Annotated in this window: 16 protein-coding genes; 8 read left to right on the forward strand and 8 right to left on the reverse strand. The window is 54.7% G+C overall.

The window, feature by feature from the left end; translation table 11 throughout:
- Positions 1-118 precede the first annotated feature (118 nt).
- The 5 genes from CAP48_RS14365 to CAP48_RS14385 all read right to left on the reverse strand — a co-directional run bounded on the left by CAP48_RS14365 (position 119) and on the right by CAP48_RS14385 (position 5,256).
- Positions 119-424, reverse strand: coding sequence for a methanol dehydrogenase [cytochrome c] subunit (locus tag CAP48_RS14365; RefSeq protein ID WP_100697904.1), 306 nt, complete (start codon positions 422-424; stop codon positions 119-121).
- 111 nt (positions 425-535) lie between these two features.
- Entirely contained in the window at positions 536-1,057 is a 522-nt protein-coding gene (gene moxG, locus CAP48_RS14370) for a cytochrome c(L), periplasmic (RefSeq protein ID WP_100697906.1), read from the reverse strand.
- Positions 1,058-1,114: 57 nt separating this feature from the next.
- Positions 1,115-1,999 (reverse strand): methanol oxidation system protein MoxJ, encoded by an 885-nt coding sequence (gene moxJ, locus CAP48_RS14375; protein ID WP_100697908.1) that lies wholly within the window; start codon positions 1,997-1,999, stop codon positions 1,115-1,117.
- 105 nt (positions 2,000-2,104) lie between these two features.
- A complete protein-coding gene (locus CAP48_RS14380) occupies positions 2,105-4,024 on the reverse strand; it encodes a methanol/ethanol family PQQ-dependent dehydrogenase (RefSeq protein ID WP_100697910.1) in 1,920 nt (639 codons plus the stop codon).
- 320 nt (positions 4,025-4,344) lie between these two features.
- A complete protein-coding gene (locus CAP48_RS14385; protein WP_100697912.1) occupies positions 4,345-5,256 on the reverse strand; it encodes a LysR family transcriptional regulator in 912 nt (303 codons plus the stop codon).
- A 141-nt stretch (positions 5,257-5,397) separates the two neighbouring features.
- On the opposite strand from CAP48_RS14385, the gene CAP48_RS14390 reads away from it, so the two are divergent.
- From CAP48_RS14390 to fba, 8 genes are all read left to right on the forward strand, one after another.
- Positions 5,398-6,861: a form I ribulose bisphosphate carboxylase large subunit gene (locus tag CAP48_RS14390; protein ID WP_100697914.1), complete on the forward strand. Its 1,464-nt coding sequence runs from the start codon at positions 5,398-5,400 to the stop codon at positions 6,859-6,861.
- 55 nt (positions 6,862-6,916) lie between these two features.
- Positions 6,917-7,336 carry a ribulose bisphosphate carboxylase small subunit gene (locus CAP48_RS14395; RefSeq protein ID WP_100697916.1) on the forward strand — a complete coding sequence of 140 codons (420 nt, stop codon included), beginning with the start codon at positions 6,917-6,919 and terminating at the stop codon, positions 7,334-7,336.
- 92 nt (positions 7,337-7,428) lie between these two features.
- Complete coding sequence (gene cbbX / locus CAP48_RS14400) at positions 7,429-8,391, forward strand: CbbX protein (protein ID WP_100697918.1); 963 nt, start codon at positions 7,429-7,431, stop codon at positions 8,389-8,391.
- Position 8,392: 1 nt separating this feature from the next.
- Positions 8,393-9,157 carry an HAD-IA family hydrolase gene (locus tag CAP48_RS14405; RefSeq protein ID WP_100697920.1) on the forward strand — a complete coding sequence of 255 codons (765 nt, stop codon included), beginning with the start codon at positions 8,393-8,395 and terminating at the stop codon, positions 9,155-9,157.
- Positions 9,158-9,195: 38 nt separating this feature from the next.
- Complete coding sequence (locus CAP48_RS14410) at positions 9,196-10,275, forward strand: class 1 fructose-bisphosphatase (RefSeq protein WP_100697922.1); 1,080 nt, start codon at positions 9,196-9,198, stop codon at positions 10,273-10,275.
- Between the two features lie 104 nt (positions 10,276-10,379).
- The gene (locus CAP48_RS14415; protein ID WP_100697924.1) at positions 10,380-11,261 is read left to right on the forward strand and encodes a phosphoribulokinase; all 882 of its coding nucleotides are present in this window, start codon (positions 10,380-10,382) and stop codon (positions 11,259-11,261) included.
- A gap of 10 nt (positions 11,262-11,271) precedes the next feature.
- Positions 11,272-13,296: a transketolase gene (tkt, locus tag CAP48_RS14420; RefSeq protein ID WP_100697926.1), complete on the forward strand. Its 2,025-nt coding sequence runs from the start codon at positions 11,272-11,274 to the stop codon at positions 13,294-13,296.
- 64 nt (positions 13,297-13,360) lie between these two features.
- Positions 13,361-14,416, forward strand: a complete 1,056-nt coding sequence (fba, locus tag CAP48_RS14425) for a class II fructose-bisphosphate aldolase (protein WP_100697928.1) — start codon at positions 13,361-13,363, stop codon at positions 14,414-14,416.
- Positions 14,417-14,594: 178 nt separating this feature from the next.
- Here fba and CAP48_RS14430 read toward each other — a convergent pair whose 3' ends face one another.
- The 3 genes from CAP48_RS14430 to CAP48_RS14445 all read right to left on the reverse strand — a co-directional run bounded on the left by CAP48_RS14430 (position 14,595) and on the right by CAP48_RS14445 (position 17,829).
- The gene (locus CAP48_RS14430) at positions 14,595-15,707 is read right to left on the reverse strand and encodes an S-(hydroxymethyl)glutathione dehydrogenase/class III alcohol dehydrogenase (RefSeq protein ID WP_100697930.1); all 1,113 of its coding nucleotides are present in this window, start codon (positions 15,705-15,707) and stop codon (positions 14,595-14,597) included.
- Positions 15,708-15,722: 15 nt separating this feature from the next.
- Positions 15,723-16,292 (reverse strand): S-(hydroxymethyl)glutathione synthase, encoded by a 570-nt coding sequence (gene gfa / locus CAP48_RS14435; RefSeq protein WP_100697932.1) that lies wholly within the window; start codon positions 16,290-16,292, stop codon positions 15,723-15,725.
- A gap of 469 nt (positions 16,293-16,761) precedes the next feature.
- Entirely contained in the window at positions 16,762-17,829 is a 1,068-nt protein-coding gene (locus CAP48_RS14445) for an alpha/beta fold hydrolase (RefSeq protein WP_100697936.1), read from the reverse strand.
- Between the last annotated feature and the right edge of the window lie 109 nt (positions 17,830-17,938).

The following is a 17,938-nucleotide window of genomic DNA, read 5'->3' on the forward strand; positions in this document are numbered from 1 at the left end:
CCAGAAAGGGTCATATCAAATCAATACAAAGAGACGCCGAAATGCAGGCAACCGCTCACTGCGAACGACCCTGAACCGTTGCAACGGCTCAGGGCGCGCATAGCTGCTCCATATATTGTTATGACGCTGGAATCTTTTTAACGTCGTATTCGAACTTGCCTGTCTTTTTAAAGTTTTCCACGCGCAGCTTGTTTCTTTCTTCCATTTTCTGAATGGTTTCCTGCTGCTTTGCCACTTCCTTGGGATCATGTTTAGGATCGTATTTGGATCCCTTCACCTGGGCTGGATATCCTGGCTTAGGCTCCCAGCAATTGCCGGGCGCCTTGCACTTTGTGCCGTCGTATGCAAAAGCACTTGCTGAACCCAGAGCCATTACGGCAGTCCCGGCCAACACAAGCGCGGAACGAATTATAGACTGTCTCATCAGTTTCTCCTCTTGTATGATCACTGCCTGTCGGCAACCGCTAACCGAATATTACAGGCTCCGATTTCCCGCGTTTTAACGCAAGATCTGCTATCCGCATTAAACTGCGGATTATTCTTTATAAGGCTTGAAATTCTTTCGCTGCTCTTCCGTCAGCCAGGTTGCCTCCTCGGCTTCACCTGTATACAGATGCCTGACCCAGGCCATGGTATGAAGGATTTCGTCCTGAGTCAAAAACTCGTTCTGCGGGCCCATCTGGCGCGTCGCGCCCCCAAATATCACTTCAAACATGGCCTTGTCTTCTTCCAGATCGTAATGCCAGTTGCCATGATTGAGCGCCGGCCCGATTTTCCCTTCACCAAGATGCCCGTGACAGCCTGAGCAAGAGGTATTAAAGAGATCCTTTCCTTTGGCCAACGCTTCTTTGTCTTCGTTGTATGGATTCTGTCCAGTTTGCATGAATTGCTTGACCGCAGGCGTATCGCGGCCTTCTTCCTTGCCTGATTCCAGATCCAGGGGCTCACCGGTGACAATATTAATAAAAGGCATCTGCTGGGCAACAACAGGTGCGACACAAACCGTAGCAATTGCTGCACAGCATAAAAGGCGTTTGATCAATGCTTGCTTTACCATATTTGGGTTATCTCCTGGCATTTTAATAATTTCTTTCCGAGTGCATTTGTCGGAAAATTAGGACTCGATTGGAAGCATGGGGATACCCTCCTCTTCCAACACTTTTTTAATTTCTGATTGCTCCTTGGCAATCGCCTCGTTAATCTGCTTGAGCAAATCGCCGTCACTTTTTCTTACGGCTGCAGATTGTGAATAATTGAATTCAATTGTCTTGCCTTCGCCATCAGCAACTCGATCCTCCGGCACGAACTCCATTGTCAGCGGTACGCTTGAGGCTTTCACATAACGGCCAACTTCTGCGCCAAAAGCGATGGCTGCATCGGCCTTGCCCTGGATGACCTCATTGACCATTCGTGACGGATCAAGTCGCACATACTGGTTTCGCGGCGACTTGAAGTTGATCAGGGAATACATATAGTTCATATTGGTTTCGTACTTGCCAATCGCCTTGAGTATCAGCTCGGCAGGCGATCCTACGGCCATGGCAATACTGGTCAGTTTTTCCAGTTGGTCGTCTTCCCAGTCTTTGATGTGGATATTTCGATCCGTGCGTGTTACGAACACGTAGCCGGTACGATAATAAGGTTTGGAAGTGAGCACACGATCGTCGCCGGTGTCCAGGCCCATCACCACATCACATTGATTCTTGTCCAGAAAATCGCGCACCAGGTAAATAGCGGGCTTTTCGGTGTACACAAAGACTGCCTTGCGACCCATCGCTTTTGCGACGATATCGGCAACCTTGTTTTCGAAGCCCGAACCGTCCTTGCTGGTATAGGGATTTTCATTCGACGAAGCGCAAACGCGCAAGATATCCGGAGACGCGGGAACTTCGCCCTCCACTTGCTGCGCACTGCTAACTCCCGATAACAGTACCGCTACAAGCATAGCCGGCGCAGAAATACTTAAACCGGCCCATTTTCCACGCATCACTCTCAGCATATTTGTCTCCGTTATTCCGACAATGTCGTCGTTATCTTTTCATTTCTGTTCAGTTTTAGATCCCGCCATTTCCGAAGAAATGGCGGGCAATACCACTATTACTGTTTACTGCGCCTTAGGCTTTTCGGCCGGTTCTGCTTGAGCCGATGGTTCTGCTTTAGCCGATGTATTCGTGGCAGCATACTCTCCCGCGTCAGGGTCGTCATAAGCGCCCTTTCCGTCAAGAGAAAATACCATTACGCCACCGCCCATCGCTGTGTAGTTCTGGATGTTTTTGAAAGCACCCACTGAACCGAGACCGGCAGTCGGATCATCAAGACTAAACACCAAGCCTACACCAGGCCAGCCACCGACACCATAGAAAATGGCCACATACTGCACACCGTCATGCATGTATGTCATTGGGTGTCCAATTACACCGGATGGCAAGCGATGTTTCCACACAAGTTTGCCATCGCGACTGTCACGCGCCTTGATAAAACCGTCAAGCGTGCCATAGAACACCAGATCGCCCGCTGTAGCCATGGTACCGCCCCAAACTGCAAAGCGCTCCATCACTTCCCAATCGAACTTGCCGGTAATGGCGTCATAAGACTTGAGCTGACCCAGACCAACGTAGTTCTGACGATCACCCTTAGGACCAGGATACATGGTCAGTGTTGCGCCAACGAAGAACTGACCTGCGCGGTAAGGCAGCATGAACGGTTCCCAATCCATACAAATATGGTTGATGCCCATGTAGAAGCGTTCTTTCTCGGGATCGTACGAATCATGCCCCTGGTTGTGGTAACCCATGGCAGACGGGCAGATATCGCGACCCTTGTGATCCATACGGGTGGCGAACTCAGGGTCACGCAATGGTATACCTGTCTCCAGATCCACCTTCTTGACCCAGTTCACCGTATCGTCCATCTTATCGGCAGATACCAGCTCACCGGTCTCGCGATCAAGCGTGTAGATAATGCCGTTACGGTCAGGATGGGTCAGCAGCTTGCGCATCTTGCCATCTTTGTCTTTCTGCTCACTGAGCATCATGACGTTCACGCCAGCGTAATCCCATTCATCATGAGGTGTTTTCTGGTAAGCAAACTTGGCCTGACCGGTATCGACATCCCTTCCCCAGATTGCCATTGTCCATTTGTTGTCGCCAGGACGCATGGTTTCGTTCCATGGAGCAGGGTTACCGGTGCCGAAGTACACCATGTTGGTGTCCGGGTCATAGGCATACCAGCCCCAGTTCGTGCCGCCGCCGATTTTCCAGGCGTCGCCTTCCCAGGTTTCAGTGCCCAGACCCTTCTGCCCGTACTGAGGTGTTTTCTCGTTAAAGTTATCGGCAAGAATAATATCCTCATCGGGACCTGTCGCATAAGCGCGCCATTTTTGTTCACCTGTTTTCACATCATAGGCAGTGACATAACCGCGCACACCCAGCTCTGCACCTGATGAACCGATCAGCACGATATCTTTGACCACATACGGCGCGATCGTCAAAGTAGAACCGACTTTATAATCGGAGTTTTCCACTTTCCAGTGCTCTTTTCCGGTTTCCGCATCCAGCGCGACCACATGGCCGTCAAGAAGCGTCTTCAGAATCAGGGGTGGTGAATCTCCATCGCCCGGCCAGTAGCCCAGGCCGCGATTGACCACGTCACAACACGCGACAGAGCGCGCTGCCGCACTTTGTTTTGGCTCGTGCTTCCACAATATTTTGCCGGGCTCCTTGAGATCGACTGCATAGGTGGTATTGGGAAATGGTGTGTGAATATACATAATATTATTCACAACCAGCGGCGTGCCTTCATGCCCGTTGAGCACCCCGGTTGAAAAACTCCAGGAGGGCTTGAGCGTTTTAACGTTATCAACGTTAATCTGCTTCATCGGGCTATAGTTTGTAGCACTATAGGTTTTTCCGGGAAGCACCCAGTTTTCATCGCTTTTTGAAAGCTCTATAAGTTTGTCGTTGGCATGCGCAAAGGGAAGTGCAACCCCCATTGCGAGCGTAATAGAAAGCAGTATTCGCTTCATATATTGTCTCCGTCCTTTTTGCTTCGAAGTATAGTTTCGTTATCACAAAAGTGTCTCCAACGTGATAACACCCCTGACAGTGCGTTTAGACTCCTCGCCCGCCTTCTTAAGCAATATCCGTACCAGTCCGGCGTTTATACAGGTAAACCCTTAATTGAAAAACAAATATAGGCGCAAAGCGCCCTGTATCGATCATCACGCAAGCGTGTGCGAAGCGCCAAAGGCGTTGGTATTGAGAACAGTGCCCGTCGAATTTGAAACAGCTTGCCCACCCTTGCTGATTGATGTGACGCTTGCGTGACAATGTGTACCGTTAGTTGTCAGGCCCAGACATTAATCAATGCAGCTGCATCGCTAATGAGAAACGCCTTGAGTCCCAACGCAGCGGGCGCCAGTTTCTTGGTACGCAGATGTGCCACGCGCCATTGCCGCAGAATCGGCGTGTCGTGAATATCGAGCAAGGCGAGGTGCCCCGCCGCCAGCTCGTGACGCACGGTACGCAATGACAAAAAGGTCAGCCCCATGCCTGCCATCACCGCCTGCTTGATCGACTCATTGCTGGGCATCTCCATCACAATGCGCGGACTGATGTTATTTTTCTGGAAAATGCTCTCCATGGTCGCGCGCGTGCCCGAGCCGGCTTCTCTGACTACAAAATCGACATCATTAAATATGGACAACGGTGCTTGGCGACGTCTTGATAACGGATGCTCCGGCGCACTCACAAATCCAAGAGGATTGGTCGCAAAGGCTTCGGACAGGCAATCGAGTCTTTCCGGGACCCTGCCGGTAATGGCAAGATCCAGTTCGTTGCGCTCCAGCATATTAAAAATCTGATCACGGTTCTGAATCTGCAGGCAGATCTCGATGCCCGGAAAACGTTTGCGAAAATGCACCAGCAGCATCGGAACAAAATACTTGGCCGTACCAACGATACCAAGGTTGATGCGACCTCGCTGCAGCCCTTTTAAATCTTCAACGACGTCATCAAGTTGACTAAGCTGCGAAGTGGCAGCGATCGCATATTGTTCTACTTCACGACCGGCTGCAGTCAGGCGGATCTGTCTGCCATTGGCTTCTACCAGCGCGATACCCAATGCCTCTTCCATCTGTCGAAGCTGAGTGGACACGGCAGGTTGTGTCACATGCAATTTCTCGGCTGCCTTGGATACCGACTCGGCGCGAGCAACTTCCAGGAAGGTATCGAGCTGTCTAAGTGTGTAACGTCGCATGGTGATGTATAAGCCTGTGCTTATGATTTCTTCGATATTTATTATTAGACCTGAAGCATTGTGATTTGTATAGTTCATTCATACCGGTCAGACGCATCACCCTGCCGGCTTGATCACACAAAGCACTCAGGAGATAGAACAATGAACGATATCAGCAACGTCCAGATCAAAGACCAGAAAAAACGGTACGCAGCCGGTGTACTCAAATATGCGCAGATGGGATACTGGGACGGCGACTATGAACCCCTTGACACCGATATACTCGCCGTGTTCCGCATCACACCGCAAGAAGGCGTTGACCCCATCGAAGCGGCTGCTGCGGTTGCCGGAGAATCATCAACAGCCACGTGGACAGTGGTATGGACTGACCGGTTGACTGCCTGCGACAAGTATCGCGCCAAAGCATACCGGGTCGATCCTGTGCCCAATAACGAAGGGCAATACTTCTGCTATATCGCCTACGACCTATCATTGTTCGAAGAGGGTTCTATCACAAACGTGACTGCGTCCATCATCGGCAACGTGTTCAGCTTCAAACCCCTGAAGGCAGCACGACTTGAAGATATGCGCTTTCCGCCAGCGTATGTGAAAACATTCGCCGGCCCGCCCACCGGCATTATTGTTGAACGCGAGCGTCTTGATAAATTCGGACGTCCGTTACTGGGCGCCACCACAAAACCCAAGCTCGGTCTTTCCGGACGCAATTATGGCCGCGTGGTTTATGAAGGCCTCAAGGGCGGCCTCGATTTCATGAAAGACGATGAAAATATTAATTCGCAACCCTTCATGCACTGGCGCGATCGTTTTCTGTTTGTCATGGATGCAGTGAACAAGGCATCGGCTGCAACGGGCGAAGTCAAGGGCAGTTACCTGAACGTGACTGCGGGCACCATGGAAGAGATGTATCGCCGTGCAGAGTTTGCCAAGGAACTGGGCTCGGTCATCGTGATGGTCGACCTGGTGGTAGGCTGGACGGCGATTCAGTCGATCTCGCATTGGTGCCGTCAGAACGACATGATTCTGCACATGCACCGCGCAGGACACGGCACTTACACGCGTCAGAAAAATCACGGCGTATCGTTCCGCGTAATTGCCAAGTGGTTGCGACTGGCTGGCGTCGATCATGTGCATGCCGGCACCGCGGTAGGCAAACTGGAAGGCGACCCAATGACAGTACAAGGCTATTACAACGTCTGCCGTCAATCCTATACCGAGACCGATCTGCCTCGCGGCATATTTTTCGATCAGGACTGGGTAGCGCTGCGCAAAGTCTTGCCGGTAGCCTCTGGTGGTATTCATGCCGGACAAATGCACCAACTGCTGGATCTGTTTGGCGATGATGTCATCCTGCAGTTCGGCGGCGGCACTATTGGTCACCCCGACGGTATTCAGGCTGGCGCGGTAGCCAATCGCGTGGCGCTCGAATCCATGGTTCTGGCACGTAACGAAGGACGCAACATTGCAGAGGAAGGCCCGCAAATTCTGAAGGATGCCGCCAAGCATTGCGGTCCCCTGCGTGCGGCGCTGGATACATGGGGTGAAGTGACATTCAATTACGAGTCAACCGACACATCCGACTACACACCCATGCCGTCTGTCGCTTAAATGACAGATGTAATCAAAGCCTGAACACTAGAACTTCACGACAAGAGAGAACATCATGCGTATTACACAGGGTACTTTTTCGTTTCTTCCCGATCTGACCAACGAGCAGATCACAAAGCAACTGCAATATTGCCTGGACAATGGCTGGGCTGTCGGCATCGAATATACCGATGATCCGCATCCACGCAATACCTTTTGGGAAATGTTCGGCAACCCGATGTTTGATCTGCGCGATGCCGCCGGCATATTGCAGGAGATCGAACAAGCGCGCAACACCTTTCCGAACCACTACATTCGAGTGACTGCTTTTGATAACACGCACACCGTTGAATCTGTAGTGATGTCGTTCATTGTCAACCGTCCCGAGAACGAACCGGGCTTTCGCCTTGTACGTCAGGAGATCGATGGACGTCGCATGCGCTACACCATTGAAAGTTATGCCGTGACCGGCGCCGCAGAAGGCAGTCGCTACTGATATTGAACGCAAGCAGCCGGAGCGACTATCGCCCGGCATGATATCCATTAAATAGATACCCAGCCCCAGGGTCCACGCCAAAGGAGAAGATCATGACGCAAACCACGCTCAATGCCGATGCGCCGGAAAAAACCCAGACAGCAAACAGTACGGCGTCGGAAGACCAGCTGGCCATTGCCCAGACCTTGCAGCAGCTCGATCGCGAACTGGTAGGCCTGGCGCCGGTCAAACAGCGCATTCGTGATATCGCCGCATTACTGCTGGTTGACAAAATGCGTGCCGAACGCGGCCTGCGTACGGGCACGCCCAGCCTGCATATGAGCTTCACGGGCAACCCCGGCACCGGAAAAACCACGGTAGCAATGCGTATGGCGCAGATTCTGCATCGGCTCGGCTACCTGCGTCGTGGCCATCTGGTTGCCGTCACGCGTGATGACCTGGTTGGGCAGTATATCGGACACACCGCACCGAAAACCAAGGAGGTTTTGAAAAAGGCCATGGGAGGCGTGCTGTTCATCGATGAGGCCTATTATTTATATCGTCCGGAAAACGAGCGCGACTATGGTCAGGAATCCATAGAGATCCTGCTGCAGGTCATGGAAAACAATCGCGATGATCTTGTCGTGATTTTCGCCGGCTATAAGGATAGGATGGATCGCTTTTTCTCTTCGAACCCGGGCATGTCGTCGCGCGTTGCCCACCATATTGATTTTCCGGACTACGCACCCGACGAACTGGAAAAAATTGCAGACATCATGCTCGACGGCATGCAGTATCGCTTTGATGACCAGGCGCAACAGGCGTTTTCCCAATATATTGTCAAGCGCATGCAACAGCCATACTTTGCCAATGCACGCAGTGTGCGCAATGCCCTGGAGCGCGCGCGCCTGCGGCATGCTTCCAGACTGATGCAAGCGCCGGACAATGTCAGCGACACCGCCTTGCAAACCATTTGCGCCCAGGATATTCGCGCCAGTCGCGTGTTCAGCGAGGAGTCAGAGACTGGCGGCGAGCGCGACCCGGGCAGCAAACAGGAAAACAATGGGGAGACATAACATGCTCAAAGCACTGATCTTTGATGTGGACGGGACACTGGCCGATACCGAGACCGTCCATCTACGCGCGTTCAATACCGCTTTCGTGCTGGCCGGCACGGACTGGTACTGGGACGAAGACTTATACCGGGAGTTGCTGGCCATTAGCGGCGGCAAGGAGCGCATGGCCCACTACTGGTTGTCCATTGACCCGGAAGGCGCCAGTACACTGCAGGCCGCAAGAAAAATCCGGGAAATTCACGCCATTAAGACGGAGGAATATGCGCGTCTGGTGGAAAACGGCCAGGTCGTGTTGCGCCCCGGCATTCACAGACTGCTCATAGACGCCTATTGCGCTGGCATCCCGGTGGCCATTGCCACCACCACGACGGCGGCCAATGTTGATGCCCTGCTGCACCATTGTCTGGGATCGGACTGGCGAAAATTCTTTGCCGCAATCTGCGATGCCAGCACCCCGGGCAAGAAAAAGCCCGAGCCGGACGTCTACGTTCACGCCCTGGACGAGCTCGACGTGGACGCCACAAACTGCATTGCCTTCGAAGACTCGGAAAACGGGTTGCGCGCGGCGGCCAAAGCCGGCATCTCGACCATTATCACACCCACGCATTTTACCCAAGAGCAGGATTTTAATGGCGCCATGCTGGTGCTACCCCATCTGGGCGATCCCGATCTGCCGATTCCGCCTGGCAACGGCATCCATCAGACCATGGTGGACCTGTTCACGCTCAAGTGCCTGCACGCAGATCCGCTGCTCAAGGCCGGCTGACATATCGCCAGACATTGATTTACATAGAGGAAACCACCATGCAAACGCAGCAACGACTTACTCTGACCCAGTTCCTGATCGACGAAAGACGGCGCTTTCCCGAGGCGGGCGGTGATTTCAACAGCGTGATCCTCAATATCGCCCTGGTTTGTCGCCGAATATCGCACACGATCGCCTGCGGCGTACTGGCCGGCGCCAACGGCAGTGCCAACTCGACCAACGTGCAAGGCGAAGAGCAAAAAAAGCTGGATGTGCTAAGCAACGACTTGTTCATCGAAGGCAATCAATGGGGTGGGCAACTGGCCGGTATGGTATCGGAAGAACTTGATGAACCATACAGCATTCCCAAGCCGTATAGCCGCGGCCGATACCTGCTGCTGTTCGATCCTCTTGATGGTTCTTCCAATATTGACGTCAATGTCGCTGTTGGCAGTATTTTCTCGGTGCTGCGCACGCCTGATTCACGGCGTGCAACCACGACCAAAGACTACCTTCAGCCCGGCGTAAAACAGGTGGCCGCCGGCTATGCCATCTACGGGCCCTCCACCATGCTTGTGCTGTCGGTCGGCAACGGCGTCCACGCTTTTACGCTGTGCCCGCTGGTTGGCGAATTCATGCTGACACATCCGAACCTGAAGGTTCCCCAAGACACCAATGAATTTGCCATCAATACGTCCAACAGTCGCTTCTGGGAAGATCCGGTACGACGCTATGTTGATGAATGCATCGCCGGCAAGACGGGGGAGCGCGGCAAGGATTTCAATATGCGCTGGATTGCGTCGCTGGTCGCCGAAGCACACCGCATCCTGATGCGCGGCGGCGTGTTTCTGTATCCGCGAGACAATAAACAGCCGGCGCGTAATGGCCGATTGCGTCTGTTATATGAAGCCAATCCTATCGGCTTTATCATGGAGCAGGCCGGTGGGCGTGCCAGCACCGGCGTTGAACCGGTCATGCAAGTGGTTCCCACCGACATCCATCAGCGAATCGGTTTTATTTTCGGATCGAAAAACGAGGTCGAGCGGATTGAGCAGTACCACCAGCATCCGCGACGCGTCGATTCGCCAAATCCGTTGTTTCATGAGCGCAGCCTGTTTACCGAATCGACGGGCGTGTGATGAAGCTACATGCACACAGCCCTTGTGGCTGCCTCTGCGGCGACAGGCACTTTTAGCGTCGCGCCGGTTATACGTCATTTTTCATTTACCAAAGGGCCAGAAATATGTCAGAACGCCACCCGATCATCTCCATTACCGGTTCTTCAGGCGCCGGAACCACGTCGGTGACCCGGACCTTCGAAAATATATTCCGCCGCGAAGGCGTCACAGCGGCTTCTATCGAAGGCGACAGCTTTCATCGCTACAACCGCGCGCAAATGAAAGAGCGGCAGGCGGCCGCCGAGAAAAACGGCAATGCCAATTTCAGTCATTTCGGACCAGATACGAATCTGTTTGCCGAACTCGAAACGCTGTTTCGCACATACAGCGAGAGCGGCTCGGGCAAGCGACGCAAGTACCTGCACGATACGCGTGAAGCTGCCCCCTACAATCAGGAGCCCGGCACGTTCACGGCGTGGGAGGATATTCCTCCGGATACTGACCTGCTGTTCTATGAGGGGCTGCACGGCGCGGTCGTGCACAAGGACATCAATATTGCGCAATATCCGGATTTGCTGGTCGGCGTGGTGCCAGTGATCAACCTGGAATGGATACAGAAATTGTGGCGCGACAAATCGGCCAGAGGGTATTCGGCCGAAGCGGTCACAGATACCATTTTGCGGCGCATGCCCGATTATGTGAACCATATTTGTCCGCAATTTGCGCTAACGCATGTCAACTTTCAGCGGGTGCCATGCGTGGATACTTCCAATCCGTTTATTGCGCGGGACATTCCGGCGCTGGACGAAAGTTTCGTGGTCATCCGCTTTGCCAACCCCAAGGGCATTGATTTTCAGTACCTGCTCAATATGGTGCACGATTCGTTCATGTCGCGGGCCAACACCATTGTCGTTCCTGGCGGCAAAATGGAACTGGCCATGCAATTGATTTTTACGCCATTTGTCTGGCGCATGATGGAGCGCAAAAAACGCGCGACACAGGCTTGAGGAGAAAACCATGAATCTTGCCGAAAAAATAGGCCTTCAGGATACACGACATGCAGATGCGCTGCGCTTTCTGGCGGCCGACGCCGTAGAACAGGCGCAGTCGGGCCATCCTGGCGCCCCCATGGGCATGGCCGATATCGCCCAGGTGCTATGGCGACAGCATCTGTCCCATAACCCGGCCGATCCGGGATGGCTTAATCGCGACCGCTTTGTGCTGTCCAACGGCCATGGCTCCATGCTGCTGTATGCCCTGCTGCATCTGACCGGCTACGATCTGCCGCTGGAGCAGATCCGGCAATTTCGCCAGCTTCACTCCGTGACGCCCGGCCACCCCGAAGTGGGTATCACGCCTGGTGTAGAGACAACAACCGGCCCGCTGGGCCAGGGCCTGGCCAATGCCGTGGGCATGGCGCTGGCAGAACAATTGCTGGCACGCCGCTATAACCGTCCCGGTCATGCCATCATCGATCATTACACCTACGTTTTTCTGGGCGACGGTTGCCTGATGGAAGGCATCAGCCACGAAGTGTGTTCGCTGGCCGGCACCCTGGGCCTGGGCAAGCTGATCTGTTTTTATGACGACAACGGAATTTCCATTGATGGCCAGGTCACAGGCTGGTTCGGCGACGACACCGTCGGACGCTTTGCGGCGTACAACTGGAATGTGATTGCCAATGTAGACGGACATGACGCAGCGGCGGTCGATGCAGCCATCCGCCAGGCAAAATCCCAGGCGTCCGAACAAGCGCGCCCTACCCTGATCTGCTGCCGCACCCATATCGGTCACGGCGCGCCAACCAAGGCCGGGAGTCACGAAGTACATGGCGCGCCGCTGGGGCCCGATGAAATCGCAGCAATGCGGGCGGCAAGAGGCTGGCGCTACGCAGAATTCGAATTGCCCCACGACGTGGTCAATGACTGGAACGCCATCGAGCAGGGCGCGAGCCGTCAACAAGAGTGGCAGCAACGCTTTGATCGCTGGCAGGCGCAATTTCCCGAGGATGCCGATGAGCTGGCCCAGCGACTGCACGGCAACCTACCCGATGCCACACAGCAGGCGCTGGACGCCCTATTGGATACCAGCGACGCGCTTCACGGCAAAATCGCAACCCGCAAGGCATCCCAGATCGTTCTGGAGGCCATGACCCCCACCCTGCCGGGCTTGTTCGGCGGCTCGGCCGACCTGAGCGGCTCGAACCTGACCAATGTGAAATCGTCCGTGTGGGTCAATCATCATGGCCACGGTAACTATTTAAGTTACGGCGTACGTGAATTCGGCATGGCAGCGGTCATGAACGGGCTGGCATTGCATGGCGGATTTATTCCCTACGGAGGCACGTTTTTGACCTTCTCGGATTACTCGCGCAACGCAATCCGCATGGCCGCGCTGATGAAACAACGCGTCGTCCATGTTTTCACGCATGACTCTATCGGTCTGGGTGAAGACGGCCCGACCCATCAACCGATAGAACATATCAGTTCGCTGCGTACCATTCCCAACAACCGGGTATGGCGGCCTTGCGATGGTGAAGAGACAGCCATTGCCTGGCAAGAAGTGCTCAAGCGCCACGACGGGCCGGGTTGCCTGGTCCTGTCGCGCCAGAATCTGACTCCCTTTACTCGTGACAAGGCGCAACGCGATCAGATCGCACGCGGCGGCTATATCCTGCAGGACGCGGCCAATGCGCAAGCCGTGTTGATTGCCACGGGATCGGAAGTGGGCATTGCCATCGATGCCGCCAAGGCACTGGGCGAAGAAGGTATCGCGGTGCGCGTCGTTTCCATGCCTTGCGTCGAGATGTTTTATGCCCAGCCGCAAGCGTGGCGCGATCAGGTGCTCCCGCCCGAGCTGCCACGCATCAGCATCGAAGCCGGCTCCCGCTGGTTCTGGCGCGGCGTTGTCAATAACGGCACCGTCATCGGTATCGATACCTTCGGCGAATCGGCGCCGGCCAGCCAGTTGTATGACTACTTCGGTCTTACCCCGCAGGCGGTTCGCGACGCTGTCCATGCACAGCTCGCACTCAATCCATAGACTATTCGAACACAGGGTCGCGCATTCAGATTGAACGCCCCCTGTACCACTCAAGGAGATCAACATGGCCCTCGTTTCATTACGTCAACTGCTGGATCACGCGGCAGAGCACAGTTACGGCATTCCCGCCTTCAACGTGAATAATCTGGAACAGATCCAGGCCATCATGCAGGCTGCGGCCGGCACCGATAGCCCGGTCATTTTGCAGGCGTCGGCCGGCGCACGCAAGTATGCCGGAGAAGCCTTTTTGCGCCGACTAGTAGAAGCGGCCATCGAGTCCTATCCTGACATTCCGGTATGTATGCATCAGGATCACGGAGCCAGCCCCGCAGTGTGCCAGGCCTCGATTCGATCCGGGTTTTCCAGTGTGATGATGGACGGCTCGCTGCAGGCCGATATGAAAACACCATCGACCTACGAATATAATGTCGCAGTGACGCGCCAGGTTGCCGATATGGCTCACTGCGTGGGCGTTTCGGTAGAGGGCGAGCTCGGCTGCCTGGGATCGCTGGAATCAGGCCAGGCCGGCGAGGAAGATGGCTCAGGCGCCGAGGGTATCTTATCGCATGAACAACTGCTGACCGATCCGGAACAGGCCGCCGATTTTGTGGCCCGTACCGGAGTGGATGCGCTGGCAATTGCCATTGGCACCAGCCACGGCGCATACAAATTTACCCGCAAGCCAACTGGCGACATTCTGGCTATTGACCGCATCCGCGCAATCCACGAGCGTATTCCCGACACACACCTGGTCATGCACGGTTCGTCCTCTGTACCCCAGGAGTGGCTGGACATCATCAGGGCGCATGGCGGGGATATTCGCGAAACTTACGGCGTGCCGGTAGAGGAAATTTGCGAAGGCATCAAAAATGGCGTGCGCAAAGTCAATATTGACACAGATATCCGGCTGGCAATGACCGGGGCCATGCGTCGCTGCATGATGCAGGACACATCAGAATTTGATCCGCGAAAATTCTTTAAGGAAGCCACGGCAGCCGCAAGGCAGATTTGCGAACAACGCTTTGAGGCATTCGGCTGCGCGGGTCGTGCTTCTTCCATCAAGCCGATACCGCTTGACCAGATGGCCAAGATGTACGCACAGCAGGCCAAGGCAGCCTAGTTCTGTCACGGGGCTGGCTCCGGCGCGAGCGCATCCCCGGCAAGAATGACGAAGGGGCTCAATAATAAGAGCCCCTTCTTTTTGGCTGTTGTGCCATACCGACACATCAGTAATACCGCTTTGACAAATCGTACTGCAATCCCGGGCACGTCGCAGACTGCGACGTGCCTGGTAGCAATCAGTCGAAAGTGACCACCGAACGAATTGATTTACCTTCGTGCATCAGGTCGAAAGCTTCGTTGATCTTCTCGATTGGCATGACATGGGTAATCAGGTCATCGATGTTGATCTTGCCTTCCATATACCAGTCGACAATTTTCGGTACATCGGTGCGACCACGCGCCCCGCCAAAGGCCGAACCCTGCCAGACACGGCCGGTAACCAGCTGGAACGGCCTTGTCGATATCTCTTGCCCCGCACCGGCCACACCGATAATGGTGCTCTTGCCCCAGCCTTTATGGCAGGACTCCAGCGCCTGGCGCATCAGATTCACGTTGCCGATACATTCAAAGGTGTGATCGGCGCCGCCTTTGGTCAGGCTTACCAGATAGGGAACGATATCGCCTTCCACTTCCTTCGGATTGACAAAATGCGTCATACCGAATTTACGCGCCAGCTCTTCGCGTGCCGGGTTGATATCGACACCGATAATCATATCGGCGCCGGCCAGGCGCGCACCCTGTACGACGTTAAGACCGATCCCACCCAGGCCGAACACAATGACCTTATCACCAGGCTCTACCTTGGCCGTGTAGATCACGGCGCCAACACCGGTAGTCACGCCGCAGCCGATATAGCAAACTTTTTCAAAGGGCGCATCTTCGCGGATCTTGGCCAGTGCAATTTCCGGCACAACCGTGTAATTGGAAAAGGTGGAGGTGCCCATGTAGTGGAACACATCCTCGCCATTGATCTTGAAGCGACTTGTGCCGTCAGGCATCAGGCCCTTGCCCTGGGTTTCACGAATGGCGCCGCACAGGTTGGTCTTGCGCGACAGGCAGAATGCGCAATTGCGACACTCTGGCGTATAAAGCGGGATCACGTGGTCTCCGGGCTTGAGCGTCGTTACGCCCGACCCCACTTCCACCACCACACCGGCACCTTCGTGGCCGAGAATCGCCGGGAAAATCCCTTCAGGATCATCACCGGAGAGCGTGAACATATCGGTATGACACACGCCCGAGGCTTTGATCTCCACCAGCACTTCGAATGCGCGCGGACCTTCGAGCTGAACCGTCTCTATCGTTAGCGGCGCCCCGGCTTTTGTAGCAACAGCGGCTTTTGTATCCATTACTTCAACTCCTGCTTAAGATGCATGTTTTGATTTTGCAACGTGTGTTGCGATAACGTCCATCAACGCTGGCGACAGCGCATCATAGTGAGGCAATCCCAATTCGTTCAGTCGTGCACGAATGCCATCCATTTCGGCAGGATCGGTTCCTGTTTCGATGATGGATGACACAAAGGCGGCAAACGTGGGCGCAGACCAGCCGGTCTCTGGAGACCGTTCCGTGTGAATAAAATCGAGCCCGTGAAAGGGATGCTGCGTATTTTCAATACGGCCGTACATGTGAACGCCACAACCGCTACATGCATGGCGCTGAATGGCTGCCGATTCGTCAACCACCTTGAGCTTGTCGGCATTGGCCGTCACTTGCACTGAATCCCGGGGGACCACGGCAACCTGCGAAAACAGGGCACCGGCCGGCCGCCAGCATTTGGAGCAACCACAAAGGTGATTATGTGCCGATTGCGAGTTGACCGTGACTTCGACTCTGTCTGTCTCGCAATTGCAAACCAGCTTTCCACCGGTAAAGTTATTGTCTGTACTTGCCTGAACGCCATTGTTGACGGCTGGATGAATATTGTAACTCATATGTGTCTCCGGATTGGTTATGAACGGTTCTGACTTGAGCGGCCCTTCCCCATCGCGCATGCAGGCATGGCAACCGGGGCGGGCGATAACCCATTCTCAAGCAACTTCCATGCCAAACACGCCACAGTGCCCTGTCAGCACAGGGTAAACCGTAAGGCCAGGCCCAGAATCGTCCCGATTTGTCCGTCTGTCGTCTGCCCGCCCAGGGCCTCTTCGAATCAGGAGTTGTTCAGAATACGATACAGGCTGTCCCATGCATGTATGGGTTTGACCAGCGATTGATACATCTGCAACGCCTGTCAGCTGAAGCATAGGCGGGCGTTCGCGTGCTTCGGGCTTCGGATTGTGAACGCCGGACAGCGTGCTGCGGATGACGGACGCCGTGCTGGCGGAGGCCGGCTTCATGCTTCATGCCACGGATTGTGGGCTGCGGGCAAGCTTGTCGTCTCGGATTGACCTGGTAGGACCGTCAGCTGTACGGTCCCTTGCCAACCGCGCCAGCCAGTCGGCCCATGGTGTTGGTCAGTGCCGCAAGAACAAGCGGATCGGACGGCGTATGAGTGCCTCCCTGTATCCACTGCATGTCTGCATTGCGCAAGTGTTGCTGCAGCAAGAACGCATTGGCCGGCGGGCAAATCCAGTCGTGAGTGCCGTGCAACAAGGTGGTATCAACCGCCAGTGTACGTAGTTGCTCCAGTAAAGTCGGCAAGTGGACAAACCCGCCGTGCTGCAGATAATGTGCCTGAATCCGATATTTATGAATAAGGCGCGAGCGAGCCTCGCTTTGGTCCCGGCTGCCTTTCTTGCTGTCCTGCGTGCTGTCCATCTGCGCGGTTGCGCTTGAATCGGCCCCTGGCGTTGCGTCGTGTCCGTTTGCATGATTTTGGCGGGCAGACTCATCGCCCTGCGTTCCGCGGGCCGCCCTGCACTGCATCATACTGTTCATGATACCCGTTTCATACTGGCTCCATCGCAGGGCCGCATCCGATATTGCCTTCGGATCAGTGCCAAGCAGCCGGCTGGTCAGCGTTTTGAGAACCGTCTGCTTTTCGTTTTCCGTCATGGTCTCGGTCAGCGTGTGCCACGCCTGTGGAACCAGGGCACCAAGATCCTGAAAGAACCAATCCAGCTGAAGCCGGGAAGGAACAAATGCGCCCCGCAATACCAGATGACGAACGTGCCGCGCATGACTGACAGCATAAGCCAGCGCGAGATACGCCCCCCAGGAGCCGCCCACCACAGTCCAATCTGAAATCGACAAGTGTTGACGCACGCGCTCGATATCGGCAACCAGGTGCGCCGTTGTATTATGTTCCAGGCTGCCGGTCGGCAGGCTTTGGCCGCCGCCACGCTGATCAATCAACACTACGTGCCACCGCTGCAGATCAAACCAATCGAGCATCGCAAGGTTACTGCTGCTGCCAGGCCCGCCATGCAAAACAACAGCCGTCGCAGCCCGTATGTTGCCAAATTGCGCATAGTAAAGCTGATGCCCGTCGGGCGTATTGATATAACCGTGGGAGATAGAATTGCTCATCAAAACAGGATCCGGGCAGTGAGTGAAAGCGATAGCACCATATTACAACTCGTATAATAATGAAAGCGAATACCGGCAATTTTTTGCAAGTTAAAGCGCCTTGACAAAT

Origin of the sequence: Advenella sp. S44, from assembly GCF_002810445.1 — a bacterium.
In the GTDB taxonomy this organism is placed as follows: domain Bacteria; phylum Pseudomonadota; class Gammaproteobacteria; order Burkholderiales; family Burkholderiaceae_B; genus Advenella.

Excerpts from the sequence above, each read along its gene's own strand:
- CAP48_RS14415 (WP_100697924.1), top strand. The coding sequence starts at position 10,380 with ATGTCAGAACGCCACCCGATCATCTCCATTACCGGTTCTTCAGGCGCC.
- tkt (WP_100697926.1), top strand. The coding sequence starts at position 11,272 with ATGAATCTTGCCGAAAAAATAGGCCTTCAGGATACACGACATGCAGAT.
- moxG (WP_100697906.1), bottom strand. The coding sequence starts at position 1,057 with ATGGTAAAGCAAGCATTGATCAAACGCCTTTTATGCTGTGCAGCAATT.
- CAP48_RS14365 (WP_100697904.1), bottom strand. The coding sequence starts at position 424 with ATGAGACAGTCTATAATTCGTTCCGCGCTTGTGTTGGCCGGGACTGCC.
- cbbX (WP_100697918.1), top strand. The coding sequence starts at position 7,429 with ATGACGCAAACCACGCTCAATGCCGATGCGCCGGAAAAAACCCAGACA.
- CAP48_RS14410 (WP_100697922.1), top strand. The coding sequence starts at position 9,196 with ATGCAAACGCAGCAACGACTTACTCTGACCCAGTTCCTGATCGACGAA.
- CAP48_RS14390 (WP_100697914.1), top strand. The coding sequence starts at position 5,398 with ATGAACGATATCAGCAACGTCCAGATCAAAGACCAGAAAAAACGGTAC.
- CAP48_RS14385 (WP_100697912.1), bottom strand. The coding sequence starts at position 5,256 with ATGCGACGTTACACACTTAGACAGCTCGATACCTTCCTGGAAGTTGCT.
- fba (WP_100697928.1), top strand. The coding sequence starts at position 13,361 with ATGGCCCTCGTTTCATTACGTCAACTGCTGGATCACGCGGCAGAGCAC.
- CAP48_RS14395 (WP_100697916.1), top strand. The coding sequence starts at position 6,917 with ATGCGTATTACACAGGGTACTTTTTCGTTTCTTCCCGATCTGACCAAC.
- CAP48_RS14380 (WP_100697910.1), bottom strand. The coding sequence starts at position 4,024 with ATGAAGCGAATACTGCTTTCTATTACGCTCGCAATGGGGGTTGCACTT.
- CAP48_RS14445 (WP_100697936.1), bottom strand. The coding sequence starts at position 17,829 with ATGAGCAATTCTATCTCCCACGGTTATATCAATACGCCCGACGGGCAT.
- CAP48_RS14430 (WP_100697930.1), bottom strand. The coding sequence starts at position 15,707 with ATGGATACAAAAGCCGCTGTTGCTACAAAAGCCGGGGCGCCGCTAACG.
- CAP48_RS14405 (WP_100697920.1), top strand. The coding sequence starts at position 8,393 with ATGCTCAAAGCACTGATCTTTGATGTGGACGGGACACTGGCCGATACC.
- gfa (WP_100697932.1), bottom strand. The coding sequence starts at position 16,292 with ATGAGTTACAATATTCATCCAGCCGTCAACAATGGCGTTCAGGCAAGT.
- moxJ (WP_100697908.1), bottom strand. The coding sequence starts at position 1,999 with ATGCTGAGAGTGATGCGTGGAAAATGGGCCGGTTTAAGTATTTCTGCG.